The sequence below is a fragment of the Methylobacterium ajmalii genome (genome assembly GCF_036448855.1).
Lineage (GTDB): Bacteria > Pseudomonadota > Alphaproteobacteria > Rhizobiales > Beijerinckiaceae > Methylobacterium > Methylobacterium ajmalii.
In genome coordinates this window covers 1-17,762 of sequence record NZ_JAZFXT010000019.1, presented here as the reverse complement: position 1 = coordinate 17,762, position 17,762 = coordinate 1, and the positions used below count along the sequence as shown (strand labels likewise).

Sequence of the window (17,762 nt, the reverse complement as noted above, 5' to 3'; positions counted from 1 at the left end):
TTGCGCCATCGCGGTTTCGCGGGCGGCCGAGCAGCTTGCCGGGCCGGCCCGGAACGGACACGGAGGGCCCCATCGTGAGACGGGACGACCATCATCCGACGGTGCTGCTGATCGAGGAGGATCCGCTCGTCGGCCTCGCGGTCGGCGAGACGCTGGCGGAAGCCGGCTACCGCGTCGCCGGGCCCCTGGCGACGCAGGCCCAGGCGCTCGCCTGGATGGCCGGCCGCGTGCCCGACCTCGCCGTCATCGACCCCCCCCTCCGGGACGGCGACGGCAGCCGGCTCGCCCGGGCCCTGCGGGCCCGGGGCGTGCCGTTCCTCGTCCATGCCGATCGCAGCGCCGACGCCTGCACCGAGCTCAGCCTGGCTCCCCGGCTGACCAAGCCGGCCTGGCACCGGGACCTCGTCCTCGTGCTCGACCAGCTCGCCCGCGAGGTACGCCCGGAATGACCGTGCCCAGAATGACCCCACCAACGGCGGTATCGGCGACGGCGACATCCGGGACGTGGCCCACTGCGCCGACCATGATGGCGAATCCGCTCGCCCCGCCGGAATGCGGACACCACGCGCCGCGCCTGCTGCATCCCATCGTGCGCAAGCTCGCGGCCTTCGGTCCCCTGAGCGCGGCGGAGGAAGCGGCGCTGGCCGATCTCGGCGCCGGCGCGCAATGCGTCGAAGGGCGCCAGGACCTCGTGACCGAGGGCGCCGCGCCCGATCACGCCGTCCTGATCGTCGAGGGCGTGGCCTGCCGCTACCGCCACCGGCCGAACGGTGCCCGCCAGATCACCGGCCATCTCCTGCCCGGCGACCTCTGCGACCCCGACCTCGTCCATCTCGGCCGGATGAATCACAGCATCGGCACCCTCGGGCCGTGCCGGGTGGCGCGGGTGCCCGGCGAGGTGCTGGCCGGCCTCACCGCCCGGCATCCCGGCATCGCCCGGGCGTTGCGTCTCGCCAAGCTGGCCGAGGAGGAGACGACGCGCGAATGGCTGGTGAATGTCGGCTGCCGCTCCGCGATCGAGCGGGTGGCGCATCTCCTGTGCGAGCTGCACGCACGGCTCGGCACCGTCGGCTGAGCGACGCGGGCGGGCTACGACCTGCCGCTGACCCAGCAGGACATCGCCGACACCGCCGGCCTGTCCAACGTCCACGTCAACCGGGTGCTGCGGCAGCTGCGCCTGATGCGGCTCGTCGAGGTCGGCGGCCGACGGGTCGACGTGCTCGACCGGGCCGGCCTGCGCCGCGTCGCCGAGTTCCAGGACGGGTACCTGCGGCCGACGGGCGCCTGATCGGCCGCCCCGCCTCAGGCCGGCTCCACCGCCAGCTCCACCGTCACCGGGACGTGGTCGGACGGCTTCTCCAGCCCGCGCAGGTGCTTCTGCACCGAGGCCGAGACCAGCCGGTCGAGGGCCTGGGGCGCCAGCAGCAGGTGGTCGATGCGGATGCCCTGGTTCCGCGGCCAGCAGCCGGCCTGGTAGTCCCAGAAGCTGTAGACGCCCGCCCGCCCGTCGCAGGCCCGCAGGGCGTCGGTGAAGCCCTCGGTGAGGAGCGCGCGGAACGCCGCCCGGGTCTGGGGCAGGTAGAGCGCGTCGTGGGCCCAGGCGGCCGGATCGGCGGCATCCTCGGGCTCTGGGATCACGTTGTAGTCGCCGGCGAGCACCAGGATCTCCTCCTTCTGCCGCAGGGCCACGGCATGGGCCTGGAGGCGGCGCATGAAGGCGAGTTTGTAGTCGTATTTCGGCGTGCCGACGGGGTTGCCGTTCGGCAGGTAGATCGAGGCCACCCGCACCGGCACGGTGCTCGTCGGGATCACCGCCTCGATGTAGCGCGCCTGCTCGTCGGCGGCGTCGCCCGGCAGGCCGCGGCGGATCTCCTGGAGCGGCAGCGGCCGGCGGGCCAGCAGCGCCACGCCGTTGAACGCCTTCTGGCCGTGGGTCGCCACCACGTAGCCGGCCTCCTCGATCTCCGTGCGGGGAAACGCGTCGTCGACGCATTTCAGCTCCTGGAGGCAGACGACGTCGGGCTGCGCCTCGGCCAGGAAGGCCAGGAGATGGGGCAGGCGCTGCTTGACCGAGTTGACGTTCCAGGTGGTGATCCGCATCGCGTCCCGCGCCGCTCGTGAACCGCACTTCTACGGAGGGCTCCCGTCATCGGGGTTTCGCGCCGCGCTGGCAAGCCGTAGGCCGCGTGTGAACTGGGGACCGGGCATGGCGGCGGGATGGTGGGAGCCGGTGCGCGACTATTGCGAGCGCACCGGGCCGGAGCTTCTGGCCGAGCCGCTGAACGCGGTCTCGAACGCCGCCTTCGTGGTCGCGGCGGTCCTGCTCCTGCGGCGTGGCCGGGCGCCGGACCCGGTCGCCGACGGGTTCGCGGCGCTGGTCGGGGTGATCGGGATCGGCAGCGCGCTCTTCCACACCCTGGCGGTGCAGTGGGCGATGCTCGCCGACGTGATCCCGATTGCGCTGTTCATCCACGCCTACTTCTTCCTGGCGCTCGGGCGCTTCCTCGGGCTCTCCGTCCCGGCGGCGCTCGCCGGCACGCTGGCCTTCGCGCTCGCCGCCGCCCTGTTCGAGCCCGCCTCGTCCTGGCTCGCCGGGCGGCCGCTCGGGCCGCTCGGCAACGGCTCGATCGCCTACGCGCCGGCCATCCTGGCGCTGTTCGGCGTCGGGATCGCCTCGCTTCGGTTCGGCCGGCGGGAGGGCGCCGCCCTGATCGGGATCGGGGGGCTGTTCATGGTTTCGCTCACCGCCCGCACCCTGGACGCCGCCCTCTGCCCGGTCGTGCCCTTCGGCACCCACTGGCTCTGGCACCTCCTCAACGCCGGTGTGCTCTACGCCCTGGTGCGGGCCGCCCGCCGCGCCCGCGAACCGGGCCCCGGCCCGGCCGCCTGACGCGCCGGAAGCCGACCTCGCCGCGGCTTCCTTGCACGGGTCCCGAAACCGTTGCAGAAGAACGCCGCCGCCAGGGCGCCGTCCGTGGCGCCCGGCGCCCGCTGCCCGGATCGCTCGCCCCGGATTTTTGCCATGACTCAAGCCCTCCGCCTCGGCATCGCCGGTCTCGGCACCGTCGGAGCCTCCGTCGTCCGCATGGTCGCGCGCCGCGCCGAGGCGATCGGCGCCACCGCCGGCCGGCCGGTCGTCGTGACCGCGGTCGCGGCCCGCGACCGTTCCCGCGACCGCGGCCTGGATCTCTCCGGCGCGACCTGGTTCGACGATCCCGTGGCGCTCGCCCGCTCCGCGGAGGTCGATTGCGTGGTCGAGCTGATCGGCGGCGCGGAGGGCAAGGCGCGCGAGACCGTCGAGGCGGCGCTCGCCGCCGGCAAGCACGTCGTGACCGCCAACAAGGCGCTGCTCGCCAAGCACGGCCCGGCGCTCGCCCGCGCGGCGGAGGCCTCGGGCGCTGCGCTTGCCTTCGAGGCCTCGGCGGCGGGCGGCATCCCGGTGGTCAAGGCCCTGCGCGAGGCGCTGGCCGGCAACCGGATCTCCCGCGTCTACGGAATTCTCAACGGCACCTGCAACTACATCCTGAGCCGGATGGAGCTCGAGGGCCTGACCTTCGAGGCCTGCCTGAAGGACGCGCAGGCGCTGGGCTACGCCGAGGCCGACCCGACCTTCGACGTCGAGGGCTTCGACACCGCCCACAAGCTCGCGATCCTGACCAGCCTCGCCTTCGGCACCGAGCTCGACGCCGAGGGCGTCTTGGTCGAGGGCATCTCGGCGATCACCCCGCTCGACCTGCGCATGGCCGACGAGCTCGGCTACCGCATCAAGCTGCTCGGCGTCGCCGAGGCGACGGCGGGCGGCATCGAGCAGCGCGTCCACCCGACGATGGTGCCGAAATCCTCGGCCATCGCCCAGGTGATGGGTGTGACCAACGCCGTCACTATCGACACCGACGCACTGCGCGAGCTGACCCTGATCGGCCCCGGGGCCGGCGGCGAGGCCACCGCCTCGGCGGTGGTCGCCGACATCGCCGACGTGGCGGCGGGCCGCACGCCCCCGGCCTTCGGCCGCCCGGTCGCGACCCTCACCGCCCCGGTGCGGGCCGAGATGCAGCGCCACGAGGGCGGCTACTACATCCGCCTCACCGTCCACGACCGTCCCGGCGTCGCCGCCGGTGTCGCGACCAAGATGGCCGAGCGAGAGATCTCGCTCGAGAGCATCCTCCAGCACCGCTCCGAGAGCGCCGCGGCGCGCGACCGCCACGGCCGCTCCGGCCTGCCGGTGCCGCTGGTGCTGATCACCTACGCGGCGACGGAAGCCGCGATCCGCGAGAGCCTCGACGCGATGGCGGCGGACGGGCTCCTGTCCGAGCCGCCCCAGCTCATCCGCATCGAGCGCGAGTGAGGTCGGCCCGCGAGGGTTTTCACAAGTCACGGACGCCCGCCGATCCCGCGCCATCCACCGGTGATCGGCCGGGCGAGCGACAGAATTCAGTTCAGCGGCGCCGGTTTCTCCTCTAAGACCCGGCCCCAAGGACCAGTACGGGGATTACGAACGCATGTCGGACGCCAAGAAGCCGGGGCCGAGCCAGGTCATCGAGCGCATCCTGACCCTCGAGCTGGTGCGCGTCACCGAGCGTGCGGCCGTGGCCGCGGCGCGCCTGCGCGGCCAGGGCAACGAGAAGGCCGCCGACCAGGCCGCCGTCGACGCGATGCGCCGCGAGTTGAACCGCCTGCCGATCGACGGCACCGTCGTCATCGGCGAGGGCGAGCGCGACGAGGCCCCGATGCTGTTCATCGGCGAGACCCTCGGCAACGGCTCGGGCCCGAAGGTCGACATCGCGGTCGACCCGCTCGAGGGCACGACCCTCTGCGCCAAGGACATGCCGGGCTCCGTCGCCGTGATGGCGATGGCCGAGGGCGGCACGCTGCTCGCCGCCCCCGACGTCTACATGCACAAGATCGCCATCGGCCCGGGCTACCCGGTCGGCACCGTGCACCTCGACGCTTCCCCCGAGGAGAACATCCACGCGCTGGCCAAGGCCAAGGGCGTGCCGCCGTCCGAGATCACCGCCCTCGTCCTCGACCGGCCGCGCCACACCGACCTGATCGCGGCGATCCGCCGGACGGGTGCCGGCGTGCGCCTGATCTCCGACGGCGACGTCGCCGGCGTGATCTTCACCACCATGCCGGAGGAGACCGGCATCGACATCTATCTCGGCATCGGCGCCGCCCCCGAGGGCGTGCTGGCGGCGGGCGCGCTGCGCTGCATCGGCGGCCAGATGCAGGGCCGCCTGATCCTCGACACCGAGGAGAAGCGCGACCGTGCCGCCAAGATGGGCGTCGCCGATCCGAACCGCCTCTACTCCCTCGAGGACCTCGCCCGCGGCGACGTCGTGGTGGCGATGACCGGCGTGACCGACGGAGCGCTCGTCAAGGGCGTGAAGTTCGGCCGCAACACCATCCGTACCGAGACGGTGGTCTACCGCTCGCATACCGGCACCGTGCGCCGGATCGAGGCCGAGCACCGCGACTTCGACAAGTTCCACCTGAAGTAGGATTCTTCCGAGCGGGGCCGCGCCGGAATCCCGGTGCGGCCCCCTTGATCCGGGGGGCTTTCCCCGCGACCCTGGCGGCGATTCCCCACGAGGTCCGCCGCGCCATGACGACCCCCACGATCCGTCCGCTGCGCCCCGACGAGCGCGCCGCCTGGGACCCGCTCTGGCAGGGCTACCTGGCCTTCTACGGCGCCACGGTCGCGCCCGAGGTCACCGACCTCACCTTCGCGCGCCTGCACGACGCATCGGAGCCGATGCACGCCCTCGTGGCCGAGCGGGACGGCGCCGTGATCGGCCTCGTGCACTACATCTTCCATCGCTCAACCTGGACCGCCGGGCCCTACTGCTACCTGCAGGACCTGTTCACCGCGCAGGCCGCGCGCGGGCAGGGGGTGGGCCGTGCCCTGATCGAGGCGGTCTACGCCGCCGCCCGTGAGGCGGGGGCGAGCCGGGTCTACTGGCTGACCCAGGAGGCCAACGTCACCGCGCGGGCCCTCTACGACACGCTCGCCGACCGGCCGGGCTTCATCCAGTACCGCAAGGTGCTGTGAGTTCTCGCGGAGCGGGCCGCGGCTGAACGCTCCTGCCTCTGCGGGGAAGCGCGACGCTGGTCCAGGAGACAGCTCGCCAGAACGGTTTCGGTCTCAGTCCGAAGCGTGGTGTCCCTCTCCCGCCTCCACTCCGCGGGGCGACCTTCTTCGGCAGAGGGGGAGAGTTCAAGCGCGCGTGTACTCCCAAGAAAAAAGCCCCCGGCATATTGCCGGAGGCTCTTTTCATCCTGGAATCCTGTCGTTCCTACCGGAACAGCGACGCCACCCCGCCCTGCATCCGGCCCAGGCCCTGCTTGGCGATCGCGTTGCCCTGGTCGATGGCGACGGCGCGCTGGTAGCTCTCCAGCGCCTCCTGGCGGCGGTTCGACTTCTCGTAGGCCAGCCCGCGATAGGCCCAGGAATCCGCGTCCTTGTTGTTGACGTTCAGCGCCGCGTTGTAGTCCTCGATCGCCTTGTCGTACTGGTTGGTGGCGATCAGGCTCTGCCCGCGGGCGGCGTAGGGGGCGGCCACGAAGGGGTTGCGGTCGATGGCGGCGTCGAAGTCGCCGATCGCGGAGCGGTGCTGGCCCTGCGCCTGCCGCACCAGGCCGCGGGCGTGGTAGGCCTCGGCCGATTCCGGGGTCAGGCGGATCGCCTGGCTCAGGTCGCTGTAGGCGGCCTCGTAGTTGCCCTGCGCCCGCTGCAGGTTGGCGCGCCCGATATAGGCGGCGGTGTAGTTCGGGTCGGCGGCGACCGCCTTGCTGAAGTCCTGCAGCGCCGCGTCGTTGCGGCCCGACTGGCGGTAGGCCAGTGCCCGGTTGCCGTAGGCCGAGGCCGAGTTCGGGTCGAGCTGGATCGCCTTGGTGAAGTCGGCGATGGCCGAATCGAAGTTGCCCGCGCGGGCGTAAGCCGCGCCGCGGGTGTTGTAGGCCGCCGCGTCGCTCGGGTTGCGCTGGATCACGTCCGACAGGGAGGCGATGTTCACCTCGGTCGCGCCGGACTTGTCGGCCTCGACCACCGCGAATTGCCGCGTCGCGGTGGCCCGGCTGACGGTGTCGCAGCCGGCGAGCGAGAGCGCGGCCAGCACGGTCGCCCCCAGCATCCGGGCCGCCGGTGTCACACGGCTCCAGCCGATCACGTTGTTCATCACCCGCTCCCCCGGGGCGGCGCATCTTCGCTGCGCCGCGCACCTTCGCAATCCGCACGCGCGCCCCGCCTCGAAGCGGTCCCGGCGCCGGACGACCCTTCTCCGATCGCGGTGAAGGCCGGCTTAAAGGCAGTGCGCCTCTTCGCTTGTGCGGGACGATGTGGCGAAGGTGTGGCTCCCGGCGCCGTTGCAGCAGGGGAGGGCGCTCCGGGGCCACGGGTGTGGCCGCGCGGCCTCACCCGTTCGGGCGAGGCGCAGGGTCAGGCGCCGGTCGCGACCCGGGTGAGATGGCCCATCTTGCGGCCGGGCCGCGCCGCGCCCTTGCCGTAGAGGTGCAAGTGGGTGCCGGGCTCGGCGAGGATCCGGGTCCAGTCGTCAGCCTGGTCGCCGATCAGGTTCAGCATCTCGACCGAGCGGCCGGTCAGGGCGGCGCTGCCGAGCGGCCAGCCGCAGATCGCCCGGACGTGCTGGGCGAATTGCGAGGTCTCGGCTCCCTCGATGGTCCAGTGGCCGGAATTGTGCACCCGCGGCGCGATCTCGTTGACGACGACGCCCGCCCGCCCGTCGGCTCCGCGGACCAGGAACATCTCCACCGCGAGCACGCCGACGTAGCCCAGCGCCTCCGCGATGGTGCGGGCGATCGCGACCGCCTCGGCGGCGGTCTCCGGCGTCATGCCGGGGGCCGGCACGACGGTGCGGGCGAGGATGTGGTGGCGGTGCTCGTTGGCGCAGGGGTCGTAGGCCGAGAAGCGCCCTTCCGCGTTGCGGGCGGCCACCACCGAGACCTCGGCCTCGAACGGCACGAAGCCCTCGAGGATGCAGGGCTGGCCGTTCAGGGAGGCCATCACGGCGGCGGGGTCGAAGCCCGCATCACGCAGCATGACCTGGCCCTTGCCGTCGTAGCCGAAGCGTCGGGTCTTCAGCACCGCCGGCAGGCCGATCTCGCGGACGGCCTCGGCCAGGCCCGCGGCGTCGTCCACCGCCCGGAACGGCGCCACCGGGATGCCCAGGCCCGCGACGAAGCTCTTTTCCGTCAGCCGGTCCTGCGTCGTCGCGAGCGCCGAGGCGCTCGGATGCAGCGGCCGGTGCGCGGCCAGGATCTCGGCGGTGCGGCTCGGGATGTTCTCGAACTCGTAGGTCACCACGTCGACGGACTCGACGAAGGCCTGGAGCGCCGCTGCGTCGTCGTAGGCCGCCACGGTCCGGCGGCCCGCCACCTCGAAGGCCGGGCTGTCGGGATCGGGGCAGTAGATGTGGGCCTTGAGCCCGTACTGCGCCGCCGCGACCGCGATCATGCGGCCGAGCTGGCCGCCGCCGATGATGCCGATGGTGGCGCCGGGGGCGATGGGGGGCGTGCTCACGGGGCGCTCGTGTCCGGATGCTCGGCGACCGCCGCGCTCTGGCGCGCGCGCCAGGCGTCGAGCCGCTCGGCCAGGGGTTCGTCGGTCAGCGCCAGGACGGCGGCGGCGAGCAGGGCCGCGTTGACGGCGCCGGCCCGGCCGATGGCGAGCGTGCCGACCGGGATGCCGGCCGGCATCTGCACGATCGACAGGAGGCTGTCCTGGCCCGACAGCGCCTTCGACTCGACCGGGACGCCGAAGACCGGCAGCGGCGTCATCGCGGCGGCCATGCCGGGCAGGTGGGCGGCGCCGCCGGCCCCCGCGATCACCACCTTGACGCCCGCCGCCTTGGCGCCCTTGGCGAAGGCCACCAGGCGGTCCGGGGTGCGGTGGGCCGAGACGATGCGGGCCTCGTAGGGGATGCCGAGGGCGTCGAGGGTCTCGGCCGCGTGGCGCATGGTGGCCCAGTCGGACTGGCTGCCCATGATCACTGCGACGGGGGGCGATGCCGCCATCGTCAAGCGCATCCTCTCGCAAAAGCGCCGCAAAGCCGCGCGAACGGGCCGCGACCGGTCATTCATCCGCAGTAGCGGCGCGCCCGCGCTCCCGCAAGCCGCCGCGGGACGTCCTCAACCGCGGGGACGTCCTCGATCGCCGGACCCCGCCCTCAGGCGATGATGTCCGGCGTGAGCTGGTCCTCCAGGTAGGAGATGCGGTCGCGGATCCCGAGCTTGCGCTTCTTCAGGCGCTGGAGCTGGAGGCGGTCGCCGGCCATCACGCCCGCCAGCGCCTCGATCGCGTCGTCGAGGTCGCGATGCTCCTCCCGGAGCCGCGCCAGCTCGCTCTCGTACTCCGCCGTCGATTCCGCACTCAACTCGAACGCCATCGCCGCCCTAAGCCCTTGGACAATGCGGTGAAGCATGAACCAGGCCCCGCCCTCCGGCAAGGGTGTCGCAAGGGCGCCGGCAGGGTTGTACCGCCTCCTCGGCGGCCTCGCGCTGCGGCGCACATTACGCAATTGCAATACGGAATGCCTTAGACATCGGCCGCGGCCTGTGGCAGGCTTCGTGTGTCACCTACATGACAGGAGGCTATGGCTGATGTCGCTGCACACGCATCTCACCGAGCTCGAGCGTAAGCACGAAGCCCTGGAGCGCGAGATTCAGGACGCCTGCACCCACCTCTCCACCGACGACTTGCGAATAGTCGAACTCAAGCGGCGCAAGCTTCACTTGAAGGATGAGATCAGTCGCCTGCGGACGACGTCCACCCGCGTGATGCACTAGCCCGGCAGAATTCAGCGCGCCGCCGCGTCGGCGTATCGACGCGGCGGTCCTCCCTCATTGCTCAAGACGACCGGCGGGTTCTGCTCCCGCGAGATGGATAGCGCAGACTGCGCGACGCGGGGTGGGTCCCGCCGGCGCCGTTTCGGCGGTCGTTTACTTTATGGAGAAGCCCGTCCGCCGGTACCTCGCGCCGAGGCCCCCGGTGCCCGTTCGACGAACCGGGCTCACAGGGCGACGATCTTCGATCCGATTCCCATCCTCATCCCGAGGCGTTGGTCGATCCGTGACCGGCTGACCTCGAAGAAGGGCTGCAGGGATCGCGAGACTTCTGGAGCCCTCCTTCGAGGTCAGTTCATCTGCGATGAACTGACACCTCAGGATGAGGTCGAGGTCAGGAGGTCGTCTCCAATTCGGGCCGAGCGGGCTTGAATGGCGCGAAGCCTGGATGCCCGGCGTCCGGCCCGAATCGCCGGGGTCCCGTCACAGGGCCTTCGCCATCTCCCGCAGCACGAACTTCTGCACCTTGCCGGTCGAGGTCTTCGGCAGTTCCGTGAAGACGACGTGCCGGGGCACCTTGAACCCGGCGAGCGAGCGGCGGCACCAGCCGATCAGCTCCTCGGCCGAGACCGTCTCGGAGCCTTTCAGCTCGACGAAGGCGCACGGCGTCTCGCCCCATTTCTCGTCGGGCTTGGCCACTACCGCGGCGGCCGCCACCGCCGGGTGCTTGAACAAAGCCTCCTCGACCTCGATCGACGAGATGTTCTCTCCCCCTGAGATGATGATGTCCTTCGAGCGGTCCTTGAGCTGGATGTAGCCGTCCGGGTGCTTCACCCCGAGGTCGCCCGAGTGGAACCAGCCGCCCTTGAAGGCGGCCTCGGTGGCGCTCGGGTTCTTCAGGTAGCCGCGCATCACCACGTTGCCGCGGAACATCACCTCGCCGAGCGTCTCGCCGTCGGCGGGCACCGGCTCCATCGTCTCGGGATCGAGCACGTCCAGGGCCTCGAGCGGCGGGTAGCGCACGCCCTGGCGCGCCTTGCGGGCGGCCTGCTCGTCCTTGCTCAAGGCATCCCAGTCGGCGTGCCACTCGTTCACCACCGCGGGGCCGTAGGTCTCGGTCAGCCCGTAGACGTGGGTGACGTCGAACCCGGCCTCCGCCATCCCGGCGAGCACCGCCTCCGGCGGCGGCGCGGCGGCGGTGAGGAACGAGACCCGGCGCGGCAGGTCGCGGCGCTCGGCCGCCGGCGCGTTGATGAGGAGCGACATCACGATCGGCGCGCCGCACAGATGCGTCACCCCGTGATCGGCGATGGCGTCGTACATCGCCTTGGCCCGGACCTGCCGCAGGCAGACATGAGTGCCGGCCACGACCGACAGGGTCCAGGGGAAGCACCAGCCGTTGCAGTGGAACATCGGCAGGGTCCAGAGATAGACCGGGTGCCGGCCGAGATTGCCCGCCACCACGTTGCCGACCGCGAGCAGCGAGGCGCCGCGATGGTGGTAGACCACGCCCTTCGGGTCGCCGGTGGTGCCCGACGTGTAGTTGAGGCTGATGGCGTCCCACTCGTCGCCCGGCATCGTCCAGGCATGGGCGGGATCGCCCCCGGCCAGAAAGTCCTCGTACTCGATCGTGCCGAGCCGCTCGCCCGGGCCGTCGTATTCCGGGTCGTCGTAATCGATGACGAGCGGCGTCACCCCGGCCTGGGCCAGGGCCGGGCCCATGGTGCGGGCGAATTCCCGGTCGGTGATCACCACCTTGGCCTCGCCGTGATCGAGGCAGAAGCCGATGATCGCCGCGTCGAGCCTCGTGTTGAGGGTGTTGAGCACCGCTCCGGCCATCGGGACCCCGTAATGGCACTCGATCATCGCCGGGGTGTTGGCGAGCATCACCGCCACCGTGTCGCCGCGCCCGATGCCGTGGGCGCTCAAGGCCGAGGCGAGGCGCCGGCAGCGGGCGTAGAGGTCGCGGTAGCTGCGGCGCAGGCCCCCGTGGATCACCGCGGTGCGGTCCGGGAAGACCGCGGCGGCCCGCTCCAGGAAGGTGAGCGGCGTAAGCGGCTGGTGGTTCGCCGGGTTCCGGTCGAGGCCGTGATCGTAGATCGTCGCGCCGGTCATGGGTCGTCCTGCTGCCTGTCCGGCCACAGTACCCGCGAGGACGGCGCGATCAATCCATCTCGGTCCTTACGAAAGTTCGACTTCCGGAGGCCGCGGCCGCTGCTCTATCCCAGGCGCACGACCGCCCCGAGACGGTCGGCACCGGAGGACGACGCCATGGCCAGCCCGAGCCGCTACCCGGAGACCTATGCCGCCTGGCAGCGCGACCCGGAGGCGTTCTGGGGCGACGCCGCGCAGGCGATCGACTGGGTGACGCCCCCCTCCCGGGTCTTCTCCCCCGGGGAAGGACCCTACGGCCGCTGGTTCGTGGGCGCCGAGGTCAATGCCTGCCACAACGCGGTCGACCGCCACGTCGCGGCCGGCCGCGGCGAGCAGGCGGCGATCCTGTACGATTCCCCCGTCACCGGGACGAAGCGCCGGATCACCTACGCGGAGCTTCTCGACGAGGTCGCGTCGCTCGCCGCCGTGCTGCAGGATCTCGGCGTCGGGCGCGGCGACCGGGTGGTGCTCTACATGCCGATGGTGCCCGAAGCGCTGTTCGCGATGCTGGCCTGCGCCCGCATCGGCGCGGTGCACTCGGTGGTGTTCGGGGGGTTCGCCGCCCGCGAGCTCGCCGCCCGCATCGAGGACGCCGCCCCCAAGGTGGTGCTCGCCGCCTCCTGCGGCATCGAGCCGGCCCGGGTCGTCGCCTACAAGCCGCTCCTCGACGAGGCCTGCCGGCTCTCCTCGCACAAACCCGAGTCCTGCCTGATCCTGCAGCGGCCGCAAGCCGTCGCCGAGATGGTCGAGGCGCGCGACCGGGATTGGGCCGAGGCCGTGGCGCAGGCCAGGACCGCGGGCCGCGCCGCGCCTTGCGTGCCGGTCGCCGCCACCGATCCGCTCTACGTGCTCTACACCTCGGGCACCACCGGCAAGCCCAAGGGCGTGGTGCGCGACACCGGCGGCTACCTCGTGGCGCTGGCCTGGTCGATGCCGAACCTCTACGGCGTCGCCCCCGGCGAGACCTACTGGTGCGCCTCCGACGTCGGCTGGGTGGTGGGCCATTCCTACATCGTCTACGGGCCGCTGCTGCACGGCTGCACCACGGTGCTGTACGAGGGCAAGCCGGTCGGCACGCCCGATGCCGGGGCGTTCTGGCGCGTGATCGCCGAGACCGGGGCGGTGGCGCTGTTCACCGCGCCGACGGCGCTGAGGGCGGTGAAGAAGGAGGATCCGGAGGCCCGCCTGATGCAGGGCCACGACCTCTCGCGCTTCCGCACCCTGTTCCTCGCCGGCGAGCGGGCCGACCCCGACACCGTGGCGTGGGCCGAGCGGATCCTCGGCGTGCCGGTGGTGGACCATTGGTGGCAGACCGAGACCGGCTGGCCGATCGCCGCCAACCCGGTGGGGCTCGGGGCCCTGCCGGTCAAGCACGGCAGCCCGACGGTGCCGATGCCGGGCTGGGACGTGCAGGTGCTCGACGAATCCGGCAAGCCGGTGCCCGCCGACACGATGGGGACGATCGCCATCAGGCTGCCGCTGCCCCCCGGTGCGCTGCCGACCCTGTGGCGGCAGGACGAGCGCTTCCGCGAGAGCTACCTCGCGACCTATCCGGGCTACTACAACACCTCGGATGCCGGCTTCCTCGACCGCGACGGCTACGTCTACGTCATGGGCCGCACCGACGACATCATCAACGTCGCCGGCCACCGCCTCTCGACCGGCGGCATGGAGGAGGTGCTGGCGTCCCATCCGGCGGTCGCCGAATGCGCGGTGATCGGCATCAAGGACGCCCTCAAGGGCGAGGCGCCGTGCGGCTTCGTGGTGCTGAAGGCCGGCGTCGCGAAGGCGCCGGACGTCATCGAGCGCGAGCTGGTGGCGCTGGTGCGCGAGCGCATCGGCCCGGTCGCCGCCTTCCGCCTCGCCCTCACGGTCGGGCGCCTGCCCAAGACCCGTTCGGGCAAGATCCTGCGCGGCACGATGAAGAAGATCGCCGACGGTGACGCCTGGACGATGCCGCCGACCATCGAGGATCCCGCCGTGCTCGACGAGATCGGCGCCTCGCTGCGGGAGCGGGGCCTCGGCTGAGCGGATCGCGCGCGCGATCCGCGACGCCCCGATCCGGCCCGGTCAGCCGGTCGCCGCGGCCTCCCGGCGGGCGACCGTTCCGAACGGCGGGAGCGCGGCGGCGGCCTGGAGCGTCATCGGCCGGCCGGTCAGGAAGCCCTGCACCCGCGTCACGCCGATGCCCCGCAGCACCGCGTACTCGGCCTCGGTCTCCACCCCCTCGGCGACGATCTCGCAGCCGATGCGCCGGCCGTAGCCGGTGAGCGCCTCGGTCAGCGCGCGGCGGCCGGAATGGGTGTCGATGTGGCGGATCAGGCTCATGTCGAGCTTGATGATCTCGGGGGCGAGGTCGAGGACGTGCCGCAGCGTGGCGTGGCCGGCCCCGACGTCGTCGATCGCCAGGAAAAGGCCGCGGGCGCGCAGCGGATCGAGCACCGCGCGCAGCTCCTCGTAGGACGCCACCGCCGCGTGCTCCGTCAGCTCGATCACCAGCCGCTCCGAGGGAACGTCGCCCAGCGCCTCGACGAGCCGGTGCGAGGCGAGGGCCGAGGGCGACAGGTTCACCGACAGCTTGATCCCGGCGGGAAGGGCCGGGAATGCCGCCAGGGCCTTGCGCAGGGCGAGGTGTTCGAGCTCCTCCCCGAGGCCGACCTCCGCCGCGTCGGCGAACCAGATGTCGGGGCCCTGGCCGGGCGGCGACGGGAAGCGGGCCAGCGCCTCGAAGGCGGCGAGGCTCCCGTCCTGGGTGCGGTAGATCGGCTGGAACGCCATCTCGATCGCGTCCGACTCGAGCAGGGCGGCGATGCGCCGGCGTTTGGCGTCGCGTTCGCGCGCAGCGCCGTGGTCGCGGGCCAGGATCGCCTCCACCATCTCGGCGCACAGGCGCAGCAGGCCGAGGTCGCGGGCGGTGAGGCTGCGATCCGGCGCGTAGCTGAAGCAGCACAGCGTCCCGAAGGCCTCGCCGTCGGCATGGCGGAGCGGGACGCTCAGATGCGCGCCGACCGGCATGTCGCGGGTGACCGGCATGGCGGCGGCGACGGGATCGTCCGCCGCGTTCGGCATCAGCCCGGGCATCAGGCCCTTGGCGACGTAGTAGCAGAAGCTCTGCTCCAGCGGCGCCGAGGTGCCGACCATGACGGGATTCGGGGCCGGTCCCCCGACATCCGAGAAGCGGATTATCCGATCGCCCGCGACGAATTCCGAGATGAAGCCGACATCCATCGCCAGGTGGCGGCGGACCGCCCGGAGCAGGGACAGGACCTGGTCGCCGGTGTTGCCGGGATGATCGCCGAAAATGGGACGCAGGGGCATCGTTCAGTCCGGCTTCGTCAGTTTCGGTGATGCGCTCGATGGTATATTATATGTATTTGCGAATATTCTAGATGCGTCCTCAGGGTGAGGACGGCCCGAACAGTACATGTCTTCGAGGGCGGGTATCGGCGGAAATGTTGCAATGGAATGGCCGAGGATCAGGAAAGATACAGTTCGACATCTTTGGCCTGAGGCTCGATCTTGGTGCAATGGATTGTAGTAAGAACTTGGATATCTAACCGAGCCGTTGGGCTCGCACAAGTGGTTGAATTGCCTCGACGGGTTTGGCACCATGGCGTGTGATCTGCGGCCGGTCTCCGCGCGTAGAGGAGTCGCCATGCTCGTTTCGGGGATCTACGGGGAGCCGTCGTGCCAGGGCGCCGGACCGGTCGCGGTCGCCGCCGTGGTGCCGGAGCCGCTGAAGGTACTCCTGGAGCGCATCGAGCAGGGCATCCTCGACCTCGCCCGGGGGGCCGACCCGCGCGAGGCGATGCACGCGCTCCGCAGCAGCCTGTCGGACATCTGCGCCCTCACCGAGGCCGACCCGAGGACCCTGCAGGCGGTCGAGCGCGTGGTGAGCGCGGGCGAGCGGCTGGCCGAGATCGAGGACACCTCGCTGCGCTCGCGCGCGGCCGCGCGCGGCGCCGCGACCCGGGCGCGCAAGCGCTTGGCCGCCGCCCTGGTCGGAACCCGTCCGAGCCGGATCGCCATGAGCCTCGGCCGGGGCTGGTGACCGACCGGCCTTTCTCGATCAGGCGCTAACGCGCAGGCGCCCTGCAGCGCCTGCGCTGGTTCGCGCGGGTGGGGCGCGCCACATTGCGGCCATCCCCACCCGGAGACCCCGCATGAGCAGCCCCGCCCTGTTCCAGCCCCTGCGCCTCGACGGCCTCGAGCTCGAGAACCGCATCATCGTCGCGCCGATGTGCCAGTATTCGGCCCGCGACGGCGAGGCCACCGACTGGCACATGATGCATCTCGGCCAGCTCGCGATGTCGGGCTCCGGGCTCCTGACACTGGAGGCGACCGCGGTCTCGCCGGAGGCGCGGATCACCCACGGCGACCTCGGCCTGTGGGACGACGGCACCGAGCGGGCGCTGGCGAAAGTCCTCGACGCGGTGCGCGACTACGCGCCGGTGCCGATCTGCATCCAGATCGCCCATGCCGGCCGCAAGGCGTCGAGCGAGGCGCCGTGGCGCGGCGGCCAGCAGGTGGCGCCGGATTCTCCCCATGGCTGGCTGACCGAGGCGCCCTCGCCCCTCGCCCATGCCGAGGGCGAGGTCGCGCCGCGCATGCTCGACCGGGAGGACATGAAGCGCATCCGCGACGGGTTCGCGGCCACCGCCCGACGGGCTGCGCGCCTCGGCATCGAGGCGGCGGAGATCCATGCCGCGCACGGCTACCTGCTGCACCAGTTCCTGTCGCCGCTCGCCAACCGGCGCAGCGACGAGTACGGCGGCAGCCTCGAGAACCGGATGCGCTTTCCCCTCGAGGTGTTCGACGCGGTGCGCGAGGCGTTTCCCGCGGGCAACCCGGTCTGGGCCCGGGTCTCGGCGACCGACTGGGTCGAGGAGGGCTGGGAGGTCGAGCAGACCATCGCGTTCACGCAGGCCCTGAAGGCGCGGGGCGCCGCCGCCATCCACGTCTCGACCGGCGGCGTCTCGCCCCGCCAGAAGATCGCGATCGGCCCGGGCTACCAGGTGCCCTTCGCCGAGCGGGTGCGGGCGGCGACCGACCTTGTCACCATCGCGGTCGGCCTGATCACCGAGCCGCGCCAGGCCGAGGCGATCCTGGTCGAGGGCAAGGCGGACGCGGTCTCGCTCGCCCGCGCGCTGCTCTACGATCCGCGCTGGCCCTGGCACGCCGCCGCGGAACTCGGCGCCCGGGTCCGGGCGCCCAAGCAGTACTGGCGCTCGCAGCCCCACCACCTGAAGGACCTGTTCAAGGAGGCGAGCTTCGGCCAGCGCTGAGGCGGGCTCCGGCAGGGCGGCCTCAGCCGTCCTGCTCCTCCAGCAGGATCTCGCGCTTGCCGGCATGGTTGGCGGGGCCGACGATGCCCTCGCGCTCCATCCGCTCCATCAGCGAAGCGGCGCGGTTGTAGCCGATCTGCAGGCGGCGCTGGATGTAGCTCGTCGACGCCTTCTTGTCCCGCAGCACCACCGCCACCGCCTGGTCGTAGAGATCGGCGCCCGGCTCGCCGAAGCCGCCCTGGTCCATGACCGGCGCGTCCGGCTCCTCCTCGCCCTCCTCGGCGGTCACCGCCTCCAGATACGAGGGCCGGCCCTGGCGCTTGAGGTGGGCGACCACCTGCTCGACCTCGTCGTCCGAGCAGAACGGGCCGTGCACGCGGGTCGTGCGCCCGCCGCCCGCCATGAACAGCATGTCGCCCTGGCCCAGCAGCTGCTCGGCGCCCATCTCGCCCAGGATCGTGCGCGAATCGATCTTGCTCGTCACCTGGAAGGAGATCCGGGTCGGGAAGTTCGCCTTGATCGTGC

Annotated in this window: 19 protein-coding genes; 11 read left to right on the top strand and 8 right to left on the bottom strand. The window is 71.8% G+C overall.

The genetic code is table 11. From position 1 onward, the window contains the following. Positions 1-74 precede the first annotated feature (74 nt). The 3 genes from V3T34_RS07300 to V3T34_RS07290 all read left to right on the top strand — a co-directional run bounded on the left by V3T34_RS07300 (position 75) and on the right by V3T34_RS07290 (position 1,288). Positions 75-449 (top strand): response regulator, encoded by a 375-nt coding sequence (locus V3T34_RS07300; protein ID WP_305079179.1) that lies wholly within the window; start codon positions 75-77, stop codon positions 447-449. 74 nt (positions 450-523) lie between these two features. Continuing rightward, positions 524-1,075, top strand: coding sequence for a Crp/Fnr family transcriptional regulator (locus tag V3T34_RS07295; protein ID WP_305079178.1), 552 nt, complete (start codon positions 524-526; stop codon positions 1,073-1,075). Positions 1,076-1,096: 21 nt separating this feature from the next. Further along, positions 1,097-1,288, top strand: a complete 192-nt coding sequence (locus V3T34_RS07290; RefSeq protein WP_331369138.1) for a helix-turn-helix domain-containing protein — start codon at positions 1,097-1,099, stop codon at positions 1,286-1,288. Positions 1,289-1,302: 14 nt separating this feature from the next. Here the strand turns inward: V3T34_RS07290 and xth are convergent, their stop codons facing one another. Further along, positions 1,303-2,100, bottom strand: coding sequence for an exodeoxyribonuclease III (gene xth / locus V3T34_RS07285; protein ID WP_305079177.1), 798 nt, complete (start codon positions 2,098-2,100; stop codon positions 1,303-1,305). Between the two features lie 106 nt (positions 2,101-2,206). On the opposite strand from xth, the gene V3T34_RS07280 reads away from it, so the two are divergent. The 4 genes from V3T34_RS07280 to V3T34_RS07265 all read left to right on the top strand — a co-directional run bounded on the left by V3T34_RS07280 (position 2,207) and on the right by V3T34_RS07265 (position 6,049). Then, entirely contained in the window at positions 2,207-2,890 is a 684-nt protein-coding gene (locus V3T34_RS07280) for a hypothetical protein (protein ID WP_305079176.1), read from the top strand. Between the two features lie 132 nt (positions 2,891-3,022). Next, positions 3,023-4,345 carry a homoserine dehydrogenase gene (locus V3T34_RS07275; protein ID WP_305079175.1) on the top strand — a complete coding sequence of 441 codons (1,323 nt, stop codon included), beginning with the start codon at positions 3,023-3,025 and terminating at the stop codon, positions 4,343-4,345. A gap of 154 nt (positions 4,346-4,499) precedes the next feature. After that, the gene (gene glpX / locus V3T34_RS07270; RefSeq protein WP_091752685.1) at positions 4,500-5,498 is read left to right on the top strand and encodes a class II fructose-bisphosphatase; all 999 of its coding nucleotides are present in this window, start codon (positions 4,500-4,502) and stop codon (positions 5,496-5,498) included. A 104-nt stretch (positions 5,499-5,602) separates the two neighbouring features. Then, complete coding sequence (locus V3T34_RS07265) at positions 5,603-6,049, top strand: GNAT family N-acetyltransferase (RefSeq protein ID WP_305079174.1); 447 nt, start codon at positions 5,603-5,605, stop codon at positions 6,047-6,049. 244 nt (positions 6,050-6,293) lie between these two features. Here V3T34_RS07265 and V3T34_RS07260 read toward each other — a convergent pair whose 3' ends face one another. The 4 genes from V3T34_RS07260 to V3T34_RS07245 all read right to left on the bottom strand — a co-directional run bounded on the left by V3T34_RS07260 (position 6,294) and on the right by V3T34_RS07245 (position 9,401). After that, complete coding sequence (locus tag V3T34_RS07260) at positions 6,294-7,175, bottom strand: tetratricopeptide repeat protein (protein ID WP_091752683.1); 882 nt, start codon at positions 7,173-7,175, stop codon at positions 6,294-6,296. A gap of 260 nt (positions 7,176-7,435) precedes the next feature. Then, positions 7,436-8,536 carry a 5-(carboxyamino)imidazole ribonucleotide synthase gene (locus V3T34_RS07255; RefSeq protein ID WP_305079173.1) on the bottom strand — a complete coding sequence of 367 codons (1,101 nt, stop codon included), beginning with the start codon at positions 8,534-8,536 and terminating at the stop codon, positions 7,436-7,438. Next, a complete protein-coding gene (purE, locus tag V3T34_RS07250) occupies positions 8,533-9,030 on the bottom strand; it encodes a 5-(carboxyamino)imidazole ribonucleotide mutase (RefSeq protein ID WP_060847323.1) in 498 nt (165 codons plus the stop codon). Before purE ends, V3T34_RS07255 begins: the two co-directional genes overlap by 4 nt. Before the next feature lie 152 nt (positions 9,031-9,182). Further along, a complete protein-coding gene (locus tag V3T34_RS07245; RefSeq protein WP_305079172.1) occupies positions 9,183-9,401 on the bottom strand; it encodes a YdcH family protein in 219 nt (72 codons plus the stop codon). 214 nt (positions 9,402-9,615) lie between these two features. On the opposite strand from V3T34_RS07245, the gene V3T34_RS07240 reads away from it, so the two are divergent. Continuing rightward, on the top strand, positions 9,616-9,801 hold the full coding sequence (locus V3T34_RS07240) for a YdcH family protein (RefSeq protein WP_048427332.1): 186 nt from the start codon (positions 9,616-9,618) through the stop codon (positions 9,799-9,801). 480 nt (positions 9,802-10,281) lie between these two features. On the opposite strand, the gene V3T34_RS07235 is transcribed toward V3T34_RS07240, so the two are convergent. After that, positions 10,282-11,913 carry an acyl-CoA synthetase gene (locus V3T34_RS07235; protein WP_305079171.1) on the bottom strand — a complete coding sequence of 544 codons (1,632 nt, stop codon included), beginning with the start codon at positions 11,911-11,913 and terminating at the stop codon, positions 10,282-10,284. A gap of 156 nt (positions 11,914-12,069) precedes the next feature. Here V3T34_RS07235 and V3T34_RS07230 point away from each other — a divergent pair, with 156 nt between their 5' ends. Beyond that, on the top strand, positions 12,070-13,980 hold the full coding sequence (locus tag V3T34_RS07230) for a propionyl-CoA synthetase (protein WP_305079170.1): 1,911 nt from the start codon (positions 12,070-12,072) through the stop codon (positions 13,978-13,980). Positions 13,981-14,022: 42 nt separating this feature from the next. Here the strand turns inward: V3T34_RS07230 and V3T34_RS07225 are convergent, their stop codons facing one another. Continuing rightward, entirely contained in the window at positions 14,023-15,270 is a 1,248-nt protein-coding gene (locus tag V3T34_RS07225) for a sensor domain-containing phosphodiesterase (protein WP_305079795.1), read from the bottom strand. Positions 15,271-15,607: 337 nt separating this feature from the next. Here V3T34_RS07225 and V3T34_RS07220 point away from each other — a divergent pair, with 337 nt between their 5' ends. Next, a complete protein-coding gene (locus V3T34_RS07220) occupies positions 15,608-16,003 on the top strand; it encodes a hypothetical protein (protein ID WP_305079794.1) in 396 nt (131 codons plus the stop codon). A 112-nt stretch (positions 16,004-16,115) separates the two neighbouring features. Beyond that, positions 16,116-17,237 carry an NADH:flavin oxidoreductase/NADH oxidase gene (locus V3T34_RS07215; protein WP_060847328.1) on the top strand — a complete coding sequence of 374 codons (1,122 nt, stop codon included), beginning with the start codon at positions 16,116-16,118 and terminating at the stop codon, positions 17,235-17,237. 22 nt (positions 17,238-17,259) lie between these two features. Here V3T34_RS07215 and V3T34_RS07210 read toward each other — a convergent pair. After that, a partial coding sequence (locus tag V3T34_RS07210; protein WP_305079793.1) for a DNA translocase FtsK occupies positions 17,260-17,762 on the bottom strand: 503 nt, incomplete at its 5' end.